Raw genomic sequence first — 19836 nt, forward strand, 5'->3', positions numbered from 1 at the left:
GCGCGCTTCCCTGACACGGAAGAGGTCACTGGTTCGATCCCAGTATCGCCCACCACGGAAGGCCCCCTCGGAACGTCGAGGGGGCCTTCGTCGTGCCTCGCCCGGGACGCTTCCCGTACTCGGGGCCGCCATCGGCGAGCTGAGCGGCCCCGCGAACACTGCGCCTGCTGCGAACGCTGGAACCGAGCAGCGCGAGCATCTCGGAACCGAGGTGCTCGCGCATCACATCGGGCCGGCGATGTGATGTCCTGAGTGAGTGCCCCGGGTCCGGGACGCATCCAGGAATAAGCCGTCTACTCTGAGGTCATGCAGATCTGGCCCGGACAGTCCTACCCCCTGGGTGCCACCTTCGATGGGTCGGGCACCAACTTCGCCCTCTTCTCAGAGGTGGCGGAGCGCGTCGAGCTATGCCTGATCGGCGACGACGGTGCCGAGCGCCGGGTCGAGATCACCGAGGTCGACGCCTACGTATGGCACGTCTACCTGCCGTCGGTCCAGCCCGGCCAGCGCTACGGCTTCCGGGTGCACGGCCCTTACGATCCCGCCGCAGGGCATCGCTGCGACCCCTCGAAGCTCCTGCTGGATCCCTATGCGAAGGCGATCGCCGGGATGGCGAGCAACCATCCCTCGCTCTACAGCTACGACTTCGAGGACCACGAAGCTCGCAACACCGAGGACTCCGCCGCGCACACCATGCACTCGGTGGTCGTCTCCCCCTTCTTCGACTGGGGCAACGACCATCCACCGGCCCATGAGTACCACGACACCGTCATCTACGAGGCTCACATCAAGGGCTTGACGATGCTCCATCCCGACATCGATGAGGACATCCGGGGCAGCTATGTCGCGATGGGGCACCCGGCGATCATCGATCACCTCAAAGAGCTGGGCGTCACCGCGGTGGAGCTGATGCCGGTCCATCAGTTCGTGCAGGACGGCCACCTGGTCGAGAAGGGCATGCGCAACTACTGGGGCTACAACACCATCGGCTTCTTCGCCCCGCACAACGAGTACGCGCACGCCGGACAGCTGGGCCAGCAGGTCCAGGAGTTCAAGCAGATGGTCAAGAACCTGCACGAGGCGGACATCGAGGTGATCCTCGACGTGGTCTACAACCACACCGCCGAGGGCAACCAGATGGGCCCGACCCTGTGCTTCCGCGGCATCGACAACGCCGCCTACTACCGCCTGGTCGACGAGGACAAGGCCCACTACTACGACACCACCGGCACCGGGAACTCCCTGCTCATGCGCACCCCGCACGTGCTCCAGCTGATCATGGACTCGCTGCGCTACTGGGTCACCGAGATGCATGTGGACGGTTTCCGCTTCGATCTCGCCTCGACCCTGGCCCGTGAGCTGCACGAGGTGGACCGCCTCTCGGCCTTCTTCGACATCATCCAGCAGGATCCGGTGATCTCCCAGGTGAAGCTCATCGCCGAGCCCTGGGACCTCGGTGAGGGTGGCTATCAGGTGGGCGGGTTCCCGCCCCTGTGGTCGGAGTGGAACGGCAAGTACCGCGACACGGTGCGGGACTTCCACCGCTCAGAGCCGGACACGATCGGTGACTTCACCTCACGCCTGGCCGGCAGCTCAGACCTCTACCAGCACACCGGGCGCACCCCGATCGCCTCGATCAACTTCGTGACCGCCCACGACGGCTTCACCATGCGGGACCTGGTCTCCTACAACGACCGGCACAACGAGGCCAACGGAGAGGACGGGAAGGACGGCGAGAGCCACAACCGCTCCTGGAACTCCGGAGTCGAGGGCCCGAGCGAGGACCCGGAGGTACGGGAACTGCGCCTGCGCCGCACCAAGAACCTGATGGCCACGCTGCTGCTGAGCCAGGGCGTGCCGATGATCCTGCACGGCGACGAGATGGGCCGCACCCAGAACGGCAACAACAACACCTACTGCCAGGACAACGAGCTGTCGTGGATGGACTGGGAGCTGAACCAGTTCGAGATGGAGATGCTCTGGTTCACCCAGCAGATGATCACGCTGCGGAAGGAGCATCCGATCTTCCGGCGCCGCCGCTTCTTGAAGGGAGTGGTGCGCGACGACGCTGACTCCCCGCTCGCGGACGTGGTCTGGATCGGCACCGACGGAACGCTGATGACCGATGCGGACTGGCAGGATCCCCACAACAAGTGCCTGACCATGTTCCTCAACGGCTCCGCGATCCCCGAGCCGAATCTGCGCGGCGAGCGCATCATCGACGATTCGGCGCTGGTGATGTTCAATGCCTCCGGAAATCCTGTCGACTTCACCCTTCCCTCGGCCGAACACGGCGCGCAGTGGAAGGTCGAGCTGGGCACCGGCGGCACGATCGACGTCGGGGACGTGCTCGACGCCGGGCAGACGATCAGTCGGCCCAGCCATTCTCTGCTCGTCCTGCTGCGTCCGCCGCTGACGGAGCAGGGTGAGGATGCCGCCGCCCCGCGGGAGGTCCGCGGGGAGCAGGGAGAGATCCGCCCCATCCGCGCCTGAGACCGATTCCCCCCCTGCCCCGGGGCAGCGACCTTGGCCCGGGCCGTGATGAAGGAGAGCATCGACCCGTGAGCACCGATTCCAGCCACCGTCCCGCCGCGAGGGGGGCTGAAACCGCGACCACCACCGGTGCCCTGCGCGCCATCCGGCCCGTGCCGACCTCCACGTACCGTCTGCAGCTGCACGAGGGCTTCACCGCCGACGATGCCGTAGCCGTGGTCCCGTATCTCGCCCGGCTCGGCGTGGGGCACCTGTTCTGCTCCCCCGTGCTGCAGGCGGCTCCCGGGTCCACCCATGGCTATGACGTGGTCGACCATTCCCGGATCGGCGAGGAGATCGGCGGAGAGGGGGCGCTGCGCCGACTTGCCGACGCCGCGCACGCCCACGGGATGGGACTGATCGTCGACGTGGTGCCCAACCACATGGCGATCCCCACCCCGATCTGGCACAACCGTGCGCTGTGGTCGGTGCTGCGGGACGGGCCCCGCTCCCCCTTCGCCGACTGGTTCGATCTTGACCCCTCGTCTGAGCTGTCCATCCTGGTGCCCGTCCTCGGCAGGACCATCGGTGCGGTCCTGGCCGATGGGGAGATCAGTGTGGGCCCGGAGGAGATCCCTCAGGCCGACGGCACCACCGCGGTCGAGACCGTGGTGCGCTACTTCGACCATGTGCTCCCGGTCGCCGCCGGCACCGAGCACCTGGGCCTGGCGGATCTGCTCGAACGGCAGTGGTACCGCCTGGCGTATTGGAAGGTCTCCGATGAGGAGCTGAACTACCGCCGCTTCTTCGACGTGGACACCCTCGCCGGGCTCCAGGTGGAGCTGCCGCACGTGTTCGAGGCGACCCATGCGACGCTGCTGCGTCTGCAGGGCGAAGGGGTCATCGACGGCTACCGCATCGATCATCCCGACGGCCTGTCCGATCCCCGCGGCTACCTGCGGGACCTCGAAAGCTCCACCGGTGGCGCCTGGACCGTGGTGGAGAAGATCCTCGAGGGCGAGGAGCAGCTGCCCGGTGATTTCCCCTGTGCGGGGACCACCGGCTACGACGCCCTCTGGCGAGTGGGAGGGCTCTTCCATGACCCGCACGGGGCGATCGGTCTGACGCATCTGTGGCAGCGACGCACCGGGGACCTGCGCCCCTTCGAGGAGGTCGCCGAGGAGTCGACGGACCTGATCGTCTCCACCAGCCTGTGGGCGGAGGTTGAACGGCTGACCACCCTGATCCACCGCATCTGCCAGGAGGACATCCGCCTGCGCGACACGACCCGTCGGAACCTGCAGAAGGTGATCGTCGCGCTGCTGGGGTCGATGGACCGCTACCGCGCTTACATCGTCCCCGGCGAGCCGGCCTCCGGCTCCGAGCGGGCGGTCCTCGAGCAGGCGGCGGCCCGCGCGCGCCAGCGTCTCGGTGAGGACGAGGATGTGGTGACCACCCTGGAGACGGTGCTCGCGCTGGTCTGCGGGGACGAGGTGGGCAGCGCGGGCCGTACGGGCAGCGCGGAGCGGGACGAGGTGGTGGTGCGCTTTGCACAGACCTGCGGCCCGGTCCACGCCAAGGGGCTCGAGGACACCGCCTTCTACCGCTACACCCGCTTCCTGCCTGTCAACGAGGTCGGCGCGGACCCGGACCGGATCGGTGTCGAACCGGACCAGCTGCACGATCATGCGCAGTCGATGGTCCGCACCCGCCCCGATGCGATGACCACTCTGTCCACGCATGACACCAAGCGCAGCGAGGACGTCCGGGCGCGGCTCGCGGTGCTCACCGAGCAGCCGCTGGAATGGGCGCTGGTGGTGCAGGATCTCGACCGTGCGACCGCCGAGGACCGCGGGGACCGGGTCGACGGGGCGATCGAGCTGCTCCTCTGGCAGACCCTCGCCGGATGCTGGGAGCTTCCCGGATCGTCGGCCGCGGCGCTGAGCGCGGAGCGGCTCGAGGGATATCTGCTCAAGGCCATGCGGGAGGCGAAGAGCTTCACCACCTGGACCGAGCAGGATGCGGACTACGAGCAGCAGGTGCTGGCGCTGGGACGCGCGGCGCTGGAGTCCTCCGACGTGCAGCGGATCCTCACCGACTGGACTCGCCGCACTGCCGCCGCGCAGCGCAGCGCGATCCTCGGGCAGAAGCTGGTGCAGCTGACGATGCCCGGGGTGCCGGATGTGTATCAGGGCAATGAATCGATCGATCTCTCCCTCGTGGATCCGGATAACCGGCGCCCCGTGGACCATGCACTCCATGAGGAGCGGCTGGCCCGGATGATCGAGGGTGCCGGACCCGATGGGATCGCCGACGAGAAGCTCTGGCTCACCCACCGTGCGCTGGTGCTGCGCAGAGCGCGCCCTGAGCTCTTCCAGGGACGGGACGCGAGCTACCATCCGCTGCCCACCACCACGGGACATGCGGTCGCCTTCGGTCGGGCGGCCGCGGAGGGAGACGTTGAGGTCGTCACGGTCGTCACTCGCCTCGCCCTTGGGCTCGCCCAGCGTGGAGGCTGGGGAGACGGCTGGATCGCGCTGCCTTCCGGACGCTGGCGGGATGCGCTCAGCGGCGCCGAGTTCGACGGCGGTCAGGTGAGCCTCGGCGAGCTGCTCGACGCCTGGCCCGTCGCGCTGCTGGTGCGCAGCGCGGGGATGGAGGAGTCCCGATGACCACCGGTGCTGCGAGCCCTCCCGGCCCCCGCCGCTATGACCGCTTCGAGCTGTGGGCCCCGGCCGTCCGCACCGTGGAGGTGCGGATCGACGGCGTCGTGCACCCGATGAGCGCGAGCGCAGAGGGCTGGTTCCGCCTGCCCGACGTGCCCGCCGTGCCGGGAGCCCGCTATGCCTACCGGCTCGATCAGGGCGAGCTATGGCTGCCCGATCCGAGGTCCCTGTCGCAGCCGGACGGCGTGCACGGCGAGAGCGAGGTCCTCGATCCTCGGTCCCTGCGCACCGCGACCCCATGGCGGGGCAGGAGCCTGCGCGGGCGGGTGCTCTACGAGCTCCACGTCGGCACCTTCGCCCCCGGGCCCGACGGGCGCGGAGGCAACTTCGACTCCGCCATCGAGCGGCTCGACGCACTGGTCGAGCTGGGGGTCGACGCGATCGAGCTGCTGCCGGTGGCGACCTTCCCCGGAGATCGCGGCTGGGGCTATGACGGGGTGGGCCTGTACGCGGTCCATGCCGCCTATGGCGGGCACGCCGGGCTGGCCCGCTTCGTCGAGGCCGCGCATTCCCGCGGGCTCGCCGTGCTGCTCGATGTGGTGCACAACCATCTGGGCCCCTCCGGGAACTACCTGGGCATGTTCGGGCCCTACTTCACCGACCAGCACGAGACCCCGTGGGGCGAGGCGGTCAACCTCGATCAGCCGGGCTCCCGCCAGGTGCGCGACTTCCTGCTGGGCAGCGTCCGTCAGTGGCTGGTGGACGTGGGCCTGGACGGGCTGCGCCTGGACGCCGTCCACGAGCTGCAGGACGATTCCCCGCAGCACTTCCTGGCCGAGCTCGCCGAGGCGGTCTCCACCTGGGAGGACGAGACCGGCCGCGAGCTGACCCTGATCGCAGAATCTGACCGCAACGACCCGGCCACGGTCTCCCCCACCCGCGCCGGCGGCCTCGGCATGGACATGCAATGGGCCGACGATGTCCACCATGGCGTCCACGCCTGGATCACGGGCGAGCGGGCAGGCTATTACGGAGACTTCGGGAGCGCCGAGGCGCTCGCCGCCGTGCTGCAGCGGGTCTTCCTGCATGCGGGCACTTTCTCCACGTTCCGCGACACGGTGTGGGGAGCTGCCGTGGATCCGGCGTCCGCCGACTACGACGCGCACTCCTTCGTGACCTTCCTGCAGAATCACGACCAGGTGGGCAATCGCGCGAGCGGAGACCGCATCCACCATGGCATCGACCTCGCGCAGCAGGCCGCGGCGATCGCCCTGATCCTGCTGGGCCCGGGTACCCCGATGCTGTTCCAGGGCGAGGAGTGGGCGGCCTCGACGCCGTTCGCCTTCTTCACCGACCATGACGACGAGCTGGGCCCGCTGGTGAGCGCCGGGCGGGTCGCGGAGTTCGCCGCCATGGGCTGGGCCGAGCAGGTCCCCGATCCGCAGTCGCGAACGACCTTCGAGTCCTCGATGCTACTTTGGAGCGAGCGGGAGCAGGGCAGCCATGCCCAGATGCTGCAGTGGTATCGCACGTTGATCGCCCTGCGCCGGGAGCAGGCGGACTTCCATGATCCGGACCTCCGACGCACCAGGGTCAAGGTGCTCGCCGAGGAGACCGTGCTGCTGCAGCGCGGGGATCTAGCCGTACTGGCCCATCGAGGACCGGGTCCGCTGGCTGGAGGTCTCCGCGCGGCCGAGGTGCTCGCCTCCTTCGGCGGGATCGATCGAGCACCGGACGGCACGCTCTCGATGCCCGGCCCCGGAGCAGCGGTGCTGCGTCCCCTACCGGCTGTCTAGGGGGGCCAGGAGACGGCGTCGGCACTGCCTGAGCGGGTCAAGAAACTCCGTCGGCGCCGCCTGAGCGGGTCAAGAGACTGCGTCGACCCCGCCCGTGCGCAGCAGCCCCGCACCGTCGTTCGCGAGTGAGGCGAGCCGCGAGAGGGATCGCAGGTACTTCTTGCGGTAGCCGCTGCGCAGCAGCTCCTCGGAGAAGAGGTCACCGAGCACGGGGGGCGCATCGTCGCCGTCGCGCTCCCCTTCTCGCTCCTCTTCGCGCTCGCCGTTGTTGCCCGGTGCGAGGGCTACGAGGGTGGGCACCTCCCTGTCGTAGAGCCGGTCCACCAGGACCACGAAGCGCAGGGCGTCGTGATGACGGGTGAGCCCATGCATGCCGACGAGGTGGACTGAGGAGACCTCATCGATCAGGGCGCCATAGCGGGAGGGGTGCACGGTGCTCAGGTGCTTCAGCAGCGGGTCGAAGCTGTCGAGTGTCGCCCCCGGGGTGGACCCGGCGTGCTCAGCCACCTCCGCCTCGGGAAGGGTGCAGATCTCGCTGACGCCGTCACGCCGCCGGTAGTCCTCGCCGTCGATCCGCAGCACCTGGAACCGCTGAGCCATGGCCTGGATCTCCCGCAGGAAGTCCTGGGCGGCGAAACGTCCCTCGCCGAGCGCATCGGGCAGGGTGTTCGAGGTGGCGACGATCGCGACGCCCCGGTCGGAGAGCTCGCGGATCAGACGGGTCATCAGCAGGGTGTCGCCGGGATCGTCGAGCTCGAACTCGTCGATGCACACCAGCTGCGACTCGCCCAGCAGGTCGACCGCCTTCTGGAACCCGAGCGCCCCCACCAGATCGGTGTACTCCACGAAGGTGCCGTAGACGCGCGCGCCGTCGACCGCATGGAACAAGCTGGTGAGCAGGTGGGTCTTGCCGACCCCGAAGCCGCCGTCGAGGTAGATGCCGAGCGCGGGCTCCGGCTTCCGGCGCAGGCGGGCCAGGAAGCCGCCGCGCGGCTGCCCGAGCGCAGCGGCGAAGGCGGTGATGCGCTGCTTGGCCTCCTCCTGGGAGGGATACGCGGGGTCCGGGACGTAGTTATCCAACCGCGCCTGGGCGAAGCGCGGCGGCGGCACCAGATCTGCGAGCAGGCGCTCGAGGGAGGGTGCGGGCCGGCGGTCGCTCAGTGCATCGGTCACGCCGGTCAGTGTAGGCGGCGGGATCCCGCGCTCGCCGGTTCTCCGCCTCGGGTGCCGCTGGTGGATGAGCGAGACCACATCGCCGCGCAGCCCCACTCGTCGCCACCGACCGCCGCTGACCGCCGCTGACCTCCCTGACCGCCCCGACCGCCACCCGGCGGCGCACATCGCCGCCTGGCCCCGGTGCGGCAGTGCTGGCGCAGGCCTCACGACCGCCAGCGACGGTTCAGAGTCGGAGGCCGATCGATCCCTCGAGAGCAGGAGAGGCGGGGTCTCGCACCGGCACCTCGACCCTGCCCACGGACTCCTCGAGTCCCAGCTCGCGCACCAGGTAGTCCGCGAGCAGCCGTTCATAGCGGGCCGGGTCGCGGTTCCACTCCCGGGTGTGAGAGGCGCCCTCGAAGGGGACGAATTCGATGAGGTCGGGCCGCAGCGCAGCAAGCTGCCTGCTGGGCTCGGGCGGGACCGTCTCGTCATCCAGGGCATGGAACAGCAGGGTGGGATGGATGAGGCGCTCGGCGTAGTACGGAGGCGTCATCTCATGCAGCGCGAGCGGCTCATGCAGGCGCACCATCCGGGCACCGATCTGCGAGGTCATCATCCACAGGGCGAGCTGTCGCATCGGAGTGGGAGCTTTGAGGGAGGTCGCGTGATGGAACAAGATGTCCTGCCAGTCCACGGCCGGGGAGTCCAGCACCAGCGCGATGATGCGGTCCCGATGCGCAGAGCGGACGGAGGTGCGCAGCGCGATCCCACCGCCCATCGACCATCCCACCAGCACGATCCGACGTGCCCCCTGCGCCACCGCGTAGTCGATCGCGGACTCGGTGTCCTCCCACTCAGCGGCTCCGAGATGGTGCATGCGGTCAGCGGAGGGAGGTGCGCCGACGTCATTGCGATAGGTGATCGCCAGGCTTGTCAGGCCCAGCCTGTGCAGCAACGGGATCACGCGCAGCGCCTCACCGCGCGCGGAGCCGTGCCCGTGGATGAGGATCGCCCAGGTGTCCTCATTGCCGCTGGCGGAGCCGTGGTCAGCATCGGGCCGCACCTGCCAGGCGGGCATGTGCCCCACCGGCGAGTCGATCTGGACCTCCTCGGTGGGCAGGCCGTGAGCGGTCTGCGGGGTCCCGGCCCAGTAGAAGCCGTTGCTCGCGGCGCGGTCCACCTCGAGCGGCTCCGCCGTGTCATCGCCCCATCGGGGCCGCGAGACGGTGGTGGGCGTCGGCCGCCCGTCGACCGGCCCCAGCCGGACGTGGACGGCGCCACCGCCCTGGCGGAGTGCGAGCACCCCACCGCGACGGGTGACCTTGGTGTCGTCCAGATGAACTCGATCCGGGTGGACCGCGCGGATCGCCACGTCCCGGCGGCCGCGCAGGGTCTCGCGCGGCACCAGCGGCAGTCTGGCCATGACCCGTGCCCCCACGGTGAGCAGGCCTCCGCTGAGCGCGAACATCGAGGCCGCTCCGACGGCGCCGTAGACGGCCACCTCGGGCCAGCGTGCCTGGTCAGGACGATGCGGGCGGGGCAGGAAACGGCCCAGCGAGCCGGTGGTCCGGCGGGTCCGGTAGAGGTCGCGCGTCATACCGCGCATCCTATCGGGGGGCTAGGATCGAGACTGTGAACGCCTCGTTCACCATCCCCTCACGAGCGATCGCCAGCTCGTATGAGCGACACCCTCGGGCGTCGCAGAATCGGAGGCTCTCAGATGTCCACCGAACCCATCGGCACCCGTCCGTACCCGATCACCGTCAGCGATCTGGAGTGGCGCGAGCGCCTCTCCCCTGGTGAGTACCAGGTCCTCCGACAGGGCGGCACCGAACGCCCCGGCACCGGTGACTACGAGGAGGTCCGCTCAGCGGGCACCTATGCCTGCAAGGGGTGCGGCGCTGAGCTGTTCACCGCCACCACCCAGTTCGACGCCCACTGCGGCTGGCCAGCTTTCTACGCCCCCACGGACTCCGACGCCGTGGAGCTGCTCGAGGATGTCTCCCTGGGGATGCGGCGCATCGAAGTGCGCTGCGCCGGCTGCGGTTCCCACCTGGGTCACGTCTTCGAGGGAGAGGGCTTCGCGACGCCGACGGACCAGCGGTACTGCATCAACTCGATCAGTCTGGTCCATAGCGACGACGCGAGCGCGAGCGCCGCCGACCCCGCCTGATCGCGCAGCACGACGAGCTGATCCCGCAGAGCGGGGAGAGCTCGGCGCGCCTGCCGGACTCGAGGTCACGCCGCGGATAGCCTCCCTGCGTGTCCGTCCATCGAATCCGCTCCAGCGATGACACCTTCCGTGCCGCCATCGACGCCATGACCAACGCTCCTCAGCCCGCAGAGTTCAGCTGGCGCACCATCCCCGCCCCGTCGCGGATGGCACCGTCGACGTGGGCCTGCACCGGCGAGATCCTCGTGCATGACGATGAGCTCGCCTCCGGTCGCCTGGTGATCCTGCACGATCCGGAGGGGCAGGAGTCCTGGGACGGCACATACCGGATGGTCGCGCTGGTCCAGGCGCAGCTCGAACCCGAGTTCGCGATCGAGTCGATGCTCGGCGACGTGGCCTGGTCCTGGGTCACCGAGTCCCTCGAGCTCCATGAGGCCGAGGCCCGGGAGCTGGGCTGCACCGCCACCCGGGTGGTCTCCCAGTCCTACGGGGCGCTCGCCTCGCGCGCGTCCACGGTGGACGTCGAGATGCGGGTGTCCTGGACGCCCGAGCCGCTCGTACCCTCGGACAGCCCCAGTGCACAACAGGACGCCGGGCAGGGAGAACTGCCGGCCATCGATCTGGTGCCCCATTTCGCTGCCTGGACCGCGATGCTTGCTGCGGCCGGCGGTCTGCCCCCGGCACCGCCGCGCATCGCCCCGATCGCCCCCACCCATCGCGCGAGGGCACCGCGCCCCGAGGAAGCGGGAGACGCCCGGTGACGGACTCGCCCCAGCTCAAAAACCTCAAGGCGCCCCGCGACGGTCTCATGCCCGTCATCGATCGGATCCAGCCGCTGCTGGCCTGGTGCGAGGCCGCCGCCACCGCTCCCGAGGAGCCGGTCTCGGTCGATGCCGAGCGTGCCTCGAGCTACCGCTACAGCTCTCGGGCCTATCTGGTCCAGCTGCGCACCGAAGCGGCCGGCACCGCGCTCATCGATCCCCTGGCATTCCCGATGCCGGGCACCCTGATCAAGCTGCTGGCGGGTCGGGAATGGGTGCTGCATGCGGCGGGCCAGGACCTTCCGAGCCTCGCCGAGCTCGGCCTGCACCCGGCAGCGCTCTTCGACACCGAGCTGGCCGCGCGGCTGCTGGGGATGGAGCGGGTGGGTCTCGGCGCAGTCGTCGAGGACACCCTGGGACTGCATCTGGCCAAGGAGCACTCCGCCGCTGATTGGTCGCGGCGCCCGCTGCCCGAGGGATGGCTCAGCTACGCGGCCCTCGATGTGGAGGTGCTCGTGGAGGTCCGTGAGGTCCTGGTCGAGCGGCTGCGCGCGGCGGGCAAGGAGGACTGGGCGCGCCAGGAGTTCGAGCACGAGCGCACCCGCGAGCACGGACCCACCCGGTCCTCCAGCTGGCGGGGGCTGCACGGCCTGGGGGGCCTGCGCAGCACCCGACAGCTCGCGGCGGCCCGCGAGATGTGGAACCGTCGCGATCAGATCGCGAGCGCCGAGGACCTCTCCCCACACCGGGTGATCAAGGATCGGGACATCGTCGCCGCCGCGAAGGAGGCACCCCGAGGCCGGGAGGCCTTCGACCGTGCGCTGCCCGCTAAGCTCCGCCGCAAGGACACCTGGTGGCAGGCCGCACGCACCGGGATCGAACTGCCTCCGGCTCATCTGCCCGAGCGCAGCGAACGCTCCTATCCCCCGCCGCACAAGCTGTGGTCCAAGAAGTACCCCGAGGTCGCCGAGCGCTACCAGCTGGTGCGCACCGCCGTCGGTGAACGGGCGGAGGATCTCGAGATGCCGCCGGAGAACCTGCTCCAGCCCGCGCTGCTGCGCCACTGGGTGTGGGAGCACGAGCAGGCCCCGGAGGAGACCGAGATCGCCGAGCAGCTGACCGCACTCGGCGCCCGGCCGTGGCAGGTCGAGCAGGCCGCTCCGGTGATCCACCGGTCACTCACCGAGCAGGACTGACAGCAAGCTGGACTGAGACCGCACCAGTTCGAATCATGCCGGTTCAGACCGCGCCGGTTCAGTCCCTCCCTGGACGCTCCATGAACGGCGCGTCGGCAGCTCGCAGCTGCGTCGCGCGCTCGGATCCAGCGCTGCGCAGCACCTGCAGCGCCAGCAGAGCGGAGACCGTGGTCCCGTTCGTGATGCGGCCCTCGAGCACCGCGGTCACCGCCTCGGACAGCGGCACCCAGCGGGAGATCAGCTCCGCCTCCTCATGGGTGCGTTCGAACTCCGCGGAGCTCACTCGCACGCCGGAGGCGAGGTACACGCGGATCACCTCGTCGTTGCCTCCCGGGCTGGGACGCAGATCCACCAGGGTCTGCATCTGCCCGGGCTCATATCCGGTCTCCTCGGCGAGCTCCCGCGCCGCGGCGATGTGCGGTGCCTCGCCGTCGAGATCGAGCAGGCCAGCCGGGATCTCCCAGAGGCTGTGGCCCACTGGATGGCGGTACTGCCGGATCATCAGCACCCGGTCCTGATCGTCGACGGCGAGCACCGCCACCGCTCCGGTGTGCCAGACGTACTCGCGGTCGAAGCGCACTCCCTCAGCGAAGTCCACGGTGTCCCGCACCAGATCCCACACCATGCCTTCATGCAGAAGGCGATGAGCGGCGACCGGGCGGCGGTCGGGCAGATCCCGCAGAGGCGCCTCGGTGCCGCTCTCGGCGCGGTTCTCAGCGGTGCGGTGCTCAGCGGTGCGGTTCTCAGCGGTGCGGCTCTCAGCGGTGCGGCTCTCAGCGGTGCGGCTCTCGGCGGTGCGGCTCTCGGCGGTGCTGCTCTCCGCGGAGCCGCGGTTCTGGTCAGTCATCTGCTCGCTCCTTCGTCATCGTGTCGTCCTTCGGCGTCGTGCCGTCGAGGTCCTGTGCGGCATCGGCAGGTTCCGAGGGGACCTCCAGCAGCCGGGTCGCCTTCTGCAGCTCAACCGCTGCGCCGATCAGCCCCGCGAACAGTGGATGGGCGCGGGTGGGGCGGGACTTGAGCTCGGGGTGCGCCTGAGTGCCGATGTAGAAGGGGTGAACCTCCGGGTCGAGCTCGACGAACTCGACCAGGCTGTGGCCATCCTCGAGCTGCGAGGTCCCCGAGATCCGCAGCCCTGCCTGCTCGAGCGATTCGCGGTACGCGTTGCCGACCTCGTAGCGGTGACGGTGACGCTCGGAGACCGTGGTGGTGCCATAGGTCCGGGCTGCGAGTGAACCCTCCACCAGCGTGTGCTCATAGGAGCCCAGGCGCATCGTCCCGCCCAGGTCACCCTGACCGGAGACGATGGCGGCCTGTTCGGCCATGGTGGCGATCACCGAATGGGCGGTGTCCGGATCGAACTCGGTGGAGTGGGCATCTGCCAGAGCGAGCTCGCTGCGGGCGTACTCGATGACCATCGACTGCATTCCCAAGCACAGCCCCAGCGCAGGGATGCCACGGGTGCGCGCGTGGCGGAGGGCACCGATCTTCCCGTCGACCCCTCGCACCCCGAACCCGCCGGGCACCACGATCGCGTCGACCCCCTTGAGCTGTTCCGCCGCCCCCTCGGGGCTGGTGCAGAGATCGGACTCGATCCAGCGCAGGTTCACTTTCGCGCGGTGGTGGAAGCCCCCGGCTCGCAGCGCCTCGGTGACCGAGAGATAGGCGTCCGGCAGGTCGACGTACTTGCCGACCAGGGCGACGCTGACCTCGTAGTCGGGGTGATGGACCCGCTGCAGCAGCTCCTCCCACTGCGCCCAGTCGACGTCATGGCTGAGCAGGTCGAGGCGACGGATGGCGTAGGCGTCCAATCCCTCCCCGTGCAGCACCCGCGGGATCTCATAGATCGAGGAGGCATCCGCGCAGGTGACCACTGCGTCGAGGTCCACATCGCACATCGAGGAGATCTTCGCCTTCACCGAGGCGGGCAGCTCACGGTCGCTGCGCAGCACGATCGCATCGGGTTGGATGCCGATCGAGCGCAGTGCCGCCACGGAGTGCTGGGTGGGCTTGGTCTTCAGCTCCTTGGACGGACCGATGAAAGGCACCAGGGAGACGTGCACGAAGAACACATTGTCCCGGCCCACGTCCTGGCGCACCTGACGTGCCGCCTCGAGGAACGGCTGGGACTCGATGTCGCCGACGGTCCCGCCGATCTCGGTGATGATCACATCGATGTCGTCCCCGGCCTGGGAGCGCATCGACGCCTTGATCGCATCGGTGATGTGCGGGATCACCTGGACCGTGTCGCCGAGGTACTCGCCTCGGCGCTCCTTCGCGATCACGGTGGAGTAGACCTGGCCGGTGGTGATGTTGGAGTTCGCGGTGAGGTTCTCATCGAGGAACCGCTCGTAGTGCCCGATGTCCAGATCGGTCTCGGCGCCGTCCTCGGTGACGAACACCTCTCCGTGCTGGAACGGGTTCATGGTGCCCGGATCCACGTTGAGGTACGGATCGAGCTTCTGCATCGTCACCCGCAGTCCGCGACTGCTCAGCAGCATCCCGAGAGACGAGGCGGTCAGCCCCTTGCCGAGGCTCGAGACGACGCCGCCGGTGACGAAGATGTGCTTGGTAGTGCCGTGGTTCCTGAAGGGCTTGGCCGCTGCGGCCGCCCCAAGTCGTTGAAGGGGGCTGGTGCCGGTCTGGGGGGCGCTCGCGCTGTTATCTACCACGGACCCCCAATCTACCAGTGGCGAGGGCCAGGCGCGAGCACCTCGTCGAGCTGGACGAGCAGATCCTCGGCCGTGGGGAGCTCGAGCGCCCGGCGGCGGGCAGACTCCTCCGCGGTGCTGCGCAGCGCAGGATCCTGCATCGTGGTGATCGCAGCGGCGAGTGCTGCGGGATCACCGACCGGGACCAGATGGGCGGCGTCTGCGGTGACCCAGCGGGTACCACCGGCATCCGTCGCCACGATCGCCCGGCCTGCTCTCAAGGCTTCCTGGAGCGAGACCGGCTGCCCCTCCCAATGCGCCGCGGAGACCAGCAGGTCGCAGGCCGCCAGCAGAGCGGGGACATCATCACGCCGCCCGAGCAGCTCGACCGGGAGCCGTTCGGCGTGGATCCGCGCGTCCAGCTCCTGCGCGAGCGGACCATCTCCGGCGACTCGGATCCGCACCGGTGCGCCGTCCCGCAGCAGCGCGGCGGCGTCGAGCAGGTCGTGCAGCCCCTTCTGCGGTGCCAGGCGGGCGATCACGAGGATCTCCAGGTGGCTCCCGCCCCGGGCCTCGCTCGGTACGGCAGCGGCAGTCGCTGGCACCGGCACTGCGTCGGTGCCCATGGGCACCAGCACTGCGTCGGTGGCCCCGGTCGCGGCGTCGGTCGGCGATGGCGCGGGGATGATCGCGTGGTGCACGTCGCCGGCCCCCGCCTTCCGTGCGGTCTCGGCGAGGTCGGGAGAGACGGCGAGCACCGTGTTCGCCCGACGGGCGAGCAGGCGTAGCAGAAGCGCGCCGACGACACGGGTGGGCAACGAGCCGACGGTGCGGTTATGCAGCGTGACCACCAGGTGATGACGGCTCAAGCCCCACATCGCCACCGCGGCCAGGGCCCCGGCTCGCAGCCCGTGGGCATGGACAGTCACCGCTGACGGCGCGAACCGCGGGGACCCGGCGGACTCGGTGGACTCGGCGGACTCGGCGGATTCGGCCGGCTGGGCCGGCTGGGCGCGCTGAGCTGGTTGGGCGGTCGTCGTGGTCGTCGCGGGGATCGCGAGCGTGGCGCTGCTCAGGATCTGCCGCAGCGTCCTCACGGTGCGCAGATCTTCGAGCAGATCAGGACGTTCTCGGATCCGCACCGGCGCCTCGCGGACGTCACGTCCGGCTGCCTCCAGCAGAGCCAGCTCCTGATCGACATGCGCCGCCAGACCGCCGCTCGCCGTGGGTCGCACCAGCAGGATCGTCACGATGCTGACCTCGCCGCGCCGAAACGTCCGCCCCGCAGGCGGCGCAGCGCCCTCCGGGTCAGCTCCGGATCCGCCGCGGCCATCGCCGCAGCCGCGATCAGACCGGCGATCAGACCGCAGGCGATTCCGACCAGCACAGCGCCCACCTCCCCCATGTCGGTGGTCACGAGCTGCCTGCCCAGCAGCAGCCCGGGGATCCCACCGCCCAGCAGCGCGACCGGGACCATCAGCGCGGTGCGTCGCACCGCAATGAGGTGTCCCCCGTGCTCGAGGACGTCCGCGATCCGTGCCAGTCCCACCAGCCCGGCCAGCGCCATCCCCACAGCCATGGAGAGCCCGAAGGCGGTCGAGGCCTCTGCCGCGGAGCGCTCAGGACTGGGCAGCACGATGATCAGGATCACCGCGCCGGCGATCATCCAGCCGACCGAGCCGACCAGCAGCGCATCCCGGGCCCGCAGGGCCGCGGCGAGGATGCGGGTGCACTGGATGGAGACGGCGAAGCCCACCAGGCCCAGCGAGAGCCCCGCGGTGGTGGAGCCGACCCCGGTGGCCCCGGCCCTGTCGATCTGGCGGAAGAACTGCTCGAGCGCGGGCCCAGCGGCCAGCAGCATCGCGGCACCGATCACGGAGACCGCCATCACGGTGCGCACGGAAGCGGCGGCGACCTTGGCGAAGCCGGAACGGTCCCCCACCAGACGCAGCTCCGACAGATGCGGAAACACCGAAGTGACCAGGGGCACCACGAGAATGGCGTAGGGAAGGAGATAGAGGGCCTGGGCGTACTGGAAGACCGGCAGGGTCCCCACCCCGCCAGCTCGCATCGCGAGCACCATCACCAGCGCGAGCACCAGCTGCTGCGCCCCGACGGCCCCGAGTCCGGCACCGCCCAGGGCCAGCGCACGCCGCCCGAAGCCGGCCGGCATCCGCAGCGTCGGGCGCAGCCGCAGGCCCGTCCGGAGCGCGACGACCACCACGGGCAGCGCCATCATGGCGACGCCTGCGGTGGTGCCCCACCCGAGCCACCACACGGCCGAGGGGTCGATGGTCGTGGTGGTCGCCACGGGAGGCACCAGATGGGCGTAGACCCGGTAGGAGATCATCACGATGATCGAAGACAGCAGCGGCATCATCGCGGGCCAGAGGAACCGCTTGCGGGCCTGCAGATAGGCGGCGAGCACCACGGACAGCCCGTACAGCGGCAGCTGCAGTGCGAAGATCCGCAGCAGAGTCGCTCCGAGCGGTACACCGGCGGTGCCCGGCGTCTCAGCGGCCAGCAGCAGCTGGGCCAGCGGGGCAGCGAAGGCGATCACCAGCGCGGCCATCAGCCCGGTTCCCAGCAGCGTCCAGGTGAGCAGGCTCGAGACGATGCGGTCGACGAGCGCGGCGCCTTCGCGGGCGGAGCGCCCCCGCCCTTCGGCGCGAAGCTCCCCGACCTGTCTCGGGTCCACGCTCTCCTCGGCGCCGACGAGATCCTTCGGGTCCCCCTCCGGGACCAGTCCCGCGATCAAGGGCACCACCACTGCGGCGAGGACGCCGCCGGCGACGACCTCGAACAGGACGTTGGGGAGCATGTTCGCCGTGGTGTAGGCGGTGCCCACGTCCCCCGCGCCGACGCTCGCCCCGAACACCAGGTAGCGGACGAAGCCCGCGATCCGTGCGAAGACGGTCACCAGCAGGATCACGCCCGCACCGCGCAGCACCGATCGGGTGATCCCGCCTCGACGACTGCTCATCTCAGCGGTGGGCCGGGACGGCGTGGGACGCCCAGGGGTCGAGTTCATCGTTCCTCCTCAGCCGCCGGGTCCGGGTCGGCAGCCGAGCCCTCAGACGTGCCCTCAGCCGGCCGCTCAGCCGAGCGTTCAGCGGAGACCGGCAGCCGCCCCAGCCGGTCCAGCCGGCGGAGCGGTGCGGTGGAGTCGATCACGGCGCTGAAGCTGACCTTCTCACTGGCGAGCGTCAGCGCCACCACCGCGGCCAGCAGAGAGATCCGGGCTGGGGCGGGCAGCAGCCTGGTCGCAGCGCTTCCCACGGCGGCGCCGAGCACGTTGGCACCGGCGTCTCCGAGCATCCCGCGCTCTCGGAGGTCGGCCGGCAGCGCCAGCAGCCCGGGCAGCGCAGCGGCCAGCGCGAGCTGCTCGCCGGTGCGAGCACGGTCGGTGCCCGCCGGGACGAGCAGCAGCAGAGCAGCCGGAGGCAGCACGGCCTTCAGCGCCCGCCCGGGACGCAGATCCAGGAGGTTCGCGAGGTTCGCGCAACCGGAGACCAGCGCGGCATCGGCCAGGACCATTCCCGCTCCGCGGGGAGAGGGGGCGGAGAGGACGCCCGCCAAGGAGAGCAGCGGGATCCCGAGCGCCTTGGCGGCGCCCGTGGTCAGGTGGCCCTCCAGCAGCGCGCCGAGATGACCCCGCAGACCCTTGGAGACGGGTCGTCCCGCGCGACGCTGACGAGGCTCGAGCAGGTCATCGACCAGGCCCAGAGTGCCGATGCCGGCCAGGACGCATGGATCTGCGGGGCGACCGGTGCGCAGGGACAGCGCGACCACCCCGCCGATCACCAGTGCACCCTCGGCCAGGCTCACCTCACGGCCGGCGAAGTTCGTGCGTCGCAGCTCCTCACGCAGCGCGCCGATCATCCCTCTCCCCCGCCATCGGAGGGCTGCGTGCCAGTCTCTGCAGTTCCGCCATCGCCCTGCTGGTCAGCAGCCTGCTCCTCGAGGCCCTGAGTCTCCGGAAGCGCGGGCAGCCGGTTCTCGGCGTCACCGGTGGTGCCGTACGCCCCGCTGCCACCGCGCGACTGCTCGATCAGGGCGAGCACCGACAGCAGCGGGCCGTCAGCTTCCTGGAGCCGATCAGTGGTCGAGAGGGCATCGAAGCTGGCGTCCCCGCGCACTGTGCGCAGGACGCCGGTGGAGGCATCGTTCCCGGGGGTGGCCGCGGAGACCACTGCGGGAAGACCGGTGCGGGCGAGCTCTCCGAGCAGGTTGGTCTGGGAGGCGAGCAGGCCCTGCGCACGTTCGGTCGCGACCTGCTCATCCTCCTTCGCATCGGCGAGCTCCTCGGGGGCGGCGCTGGCATAGATCACAGCATCGACCGCCACGGGCGCCTCACCATCGATCGAGACCAGGTCATGATCGATCAGCACCTGCCACAGCTGGGTGCGCAGCTCGGGGGTGAGCCCGCCTTCGGCATCTGAGTGCAGCAGCCTGGGAATCATGGCCGAGAGCAGAGCACTGTCGGTCAGCTCCCCCTCGGGGTCCTCGGGCAGCACCGCCGGGGCGATCGAGCGGACCGTCTCCAGCGCCTGCGCACGGGTCTGCTCCGCATCGGGGGCCCAGAGGGCGGGGAGCAGGTTGATCTGGACGGTGGACCCGACCCCGGCGTCCTCCAGCAGAGTCACGATGCGCTCGGTGCCCGGGCGGGTGGAGCTGTCGTCGGCCAACAGAGCCACCTGCTTCCCGTCGAGGGTGCCGGCGACCAGCTCCGGACCCAGCTCGGTGATGAAGGTCGCCAGCTGGTCATGCTTCGCGGAGAGCTCCTCGGTGTCGCCGCGCAGCTGCTCCTGCTCGGTGCGCAGCTGCTCGACCTGGCCGGCGAGCTGGTCGCCGAGGTTCTCACGCAGCGGGCCGGCGCCGAGCACGATGCCGACCGCCAGTGCCAGGAACACGGAGATCAGGGAGACGAGGTGGTAACGAAAATCGATCACGGGGTCGAGACCCT

The 19836-nt window shown here is 70.0% G+C and carries 14 protein-coding genes and 1 pseudogene; 7 read left to right on the top strand and 8 right to left on the bottom strand.

Going from position 1 to position 19836, the window contains the following annotated elements; translation table 11 throughout:
• Positions 1-306: 306 nt before the first annotated feature.
• The 3 genes from glgX (at position 307) to treZ (ending at position 6934) form a co-directional block, all read left to right on the top strand.
• Positions 307-2493, top strand: a complete 2187-nt coding sequence (glgX, locus tag ACTH43_RS14580; protein WP_441445620.1) for a glycogen debranching protein GlgX — start codon at positions 307-309, stop codon at positions 2491-2493.
• A gap of 68 nt (positions 2494-2561) precedes the next feature.
• Positions 2562-5144, top strand: coding sequence for a malto-oligosyltrehalose synthase (gene treY, locus ACTH43_RS14585; RefSeq protein WP_441445621.1), 2583 nt, complete (start codon positions 2562-2564; stop codon positions 5142-5144).
• Positions 5141-6934, top strand: a complete 1794-nt coding sequence (gene treZ, locus ACTH43_RS14590; RefSeq protein ID WP_441445622.1) for a malto-oligosyltrehalose trehalohydrolase — start codon at positions 5141-5143, stop codon at positions 6932-6934. Before treY ends, treZ begins: the two co-directional genes overlap by 4 nt.
• A 69-nt stretch (positions 6935-7003) precedes the next feature.
• Here the strand turns inward: treZ and zapE are convergent, their stop codons facing one another.
• Together zapE and ACTH43_RS14600 are read right to left on the bottom strand one after the other, a co-directional pair.
• Complete coding sequence (zapE, locus tag ACTH43_RS14595; RefSeq protein ID WP_441445623.1) at positions 7004-8107, bottom strand: cell division protein ZapE; 1104 nt, start codon at positions 8105-8107, stop codon at positions 7004-7006.
• Positions 8108-8333: 226 nt separating this feature from the next.
• Positions 8334-9689, bottom strand: a complete 1356-nt coding sequence (locus ACTH43_RS14600) for an alpha/beta hydrolase family protein (RefSeq protein WP_441445624.1) — start codon at positions 9687-9689, stop codon at positions 8334-8336.
• Between the two features lie 123 nt (positions 9690-9812).
• On the opposite strand from ACTH43_RS14600, the gene msrB reads away from it, so the two are divergent.
• The 3 genes from msrB (at position 9813) to ACTH43_RS14615 (ending at position 12222) form a co-directional block, all read left to right on the top strand.
• Positions 9813-10265 (top strand): peptide-methionine (R)-S-oxide reductase MsrB, encoded by a 453-nt coding sequence (gene msrB, locus ACTH43_RS14605; RefSeq protein WP_441445625.1) that lies wholly within the window; start codon positions 9813-9815, stop codon positions 10263-10265.
• A gap of 89 nt (positions 10266-10354) precedes the next feature.
• Positions 10355-11026 (top strand): DUF3000 family protein, encoded by a 672-nt coding sequence (locus ACTH43_RS14610; RefSeq protein WP_441445626.1) that lies wholly within the window; start codon positions 10355-10357, stop codon positions 11024-11026.
• A gap of 47 nt (positions 11027-11073) precedes the next feature.
• Positions 11074-12222, top strand: a complete 1149-nt coding sequence (locus ACTH43_RS14615) for an HRDC domain-containing protein (protein ID WP_441445645.1) — start codon at positions 11074-11076, stop codon at positions 12220-12222.
• A gap of 58 nt (positions 12223-12280) precedes the next feature.
• On the opposite strand, the gene ACTH43_RS14620 is transcribed toward ACTH43_RS14615, so the two are convergent.
• A complete protein-coding gene (locus tag ACTH43_RS14620; protein ID WP_441445646.1) occupies positions 12281-12904 on the bottom strand; it encodes an NUDIX domain-containing protein in 624 nt (207 codons plus the stop codon).
• Between ACTH43_RS14620 and ACTH43_RS14625 the strand changes: the two are divergent.
• Positions 12866-12994, top strand: a pseudogene (locus ACTH43_RS14625) (pentapeptide repeat-containing protein); the annotation flags it as partial. The gene ACTH43_RS14620 and the pseudogene ACTH43_RS14625 sit on opposite strands and share 39 nt — an antisense overlap.
• A gap of 67 nt (positions 12995-13061) precedes the next feature.
• Here the strand turns inward: ACTH43_RS14625 and ACTH43_RS14630 are convergent.
• Genes ACTH43_RS14630 through ACTH43_RS14650 form a run of 5 tightly spaced genes read right to left on the bottom strand, consistent with a single transcriptional unit; the run spans position 13062 to position 19822 of the window.
• Positions 13062-14891 (bottom strand): CTP synthase, encoded by a 1830-nt coding sequence (locus ACTH43_RS14630; RefSeq protein ID WP_441445627.1) that lies wholly within the window; start codon positions 14889-14891, stop codon positions 13062-13064.
• Between the two features lie 11 nt (positions 14892-14902).
• Positions 14903-16120, bottom strand: a complete 1218-nt coding sequence (locus ACTH43_RS14635; RefSeq protein ID WP_441445628.1) for a glycosyltransferase — start codon at positions 16118-16120, stop codon at positions 14903-14905.
• Positions 16117-17901, bottom strand: coding sequence for a murein biosynthesis integral membrane protein MurJ (gene murJ / locus ACTH43_RS14640; protein WP_441445629.1), 1785 nt, complete (start codon positions 17899-17901; stop codon positions 16117-16119). The genes ACTH43_RS14635 and murJ overlap by 4 nt, the downstream gene beginning before the upstream one ends.
• Positions 17898-18752: a hypothetical protein gene (locus ACTH43_RS14645; RefSeq protein WP_441445630.1), complete on the bottom strand. Its 855-nt coding sequence runs from the start codon at positions 18750-18752 to the stop codon at positions 17898-17900. The genes murJ and ACTH43_RS14645 overlap by 4 nt, the downstream gene beginning before the upstream one ends.
• Positions 18749-19822 (bottom strand): copper transporter, encoded by a 1074-nt coding sequence (locus ACTH43_RS14650; protein ID WP_441445631.1) that lies wholly within the window; start codon positions 19820-19822, stop codon positions 18749-18751. The genes ACTH43_RS14645 and ACTH43_RS14650 overlap by 4 nt, the downstream gene beginning before the upstream one ends.
• Positions 19823-19836: the final 14 nt, after the last annotated feature.

The sequence above is a fragment of the Brachybacterium sp. genome (assembly GCF_052095815.1).
Taxonomy (GTDB): domain Bacteria; phylum Actinomycetota; class Actinomycetes; order Actinomycetales; family Dermabacteraceae; genus Brachybacterium.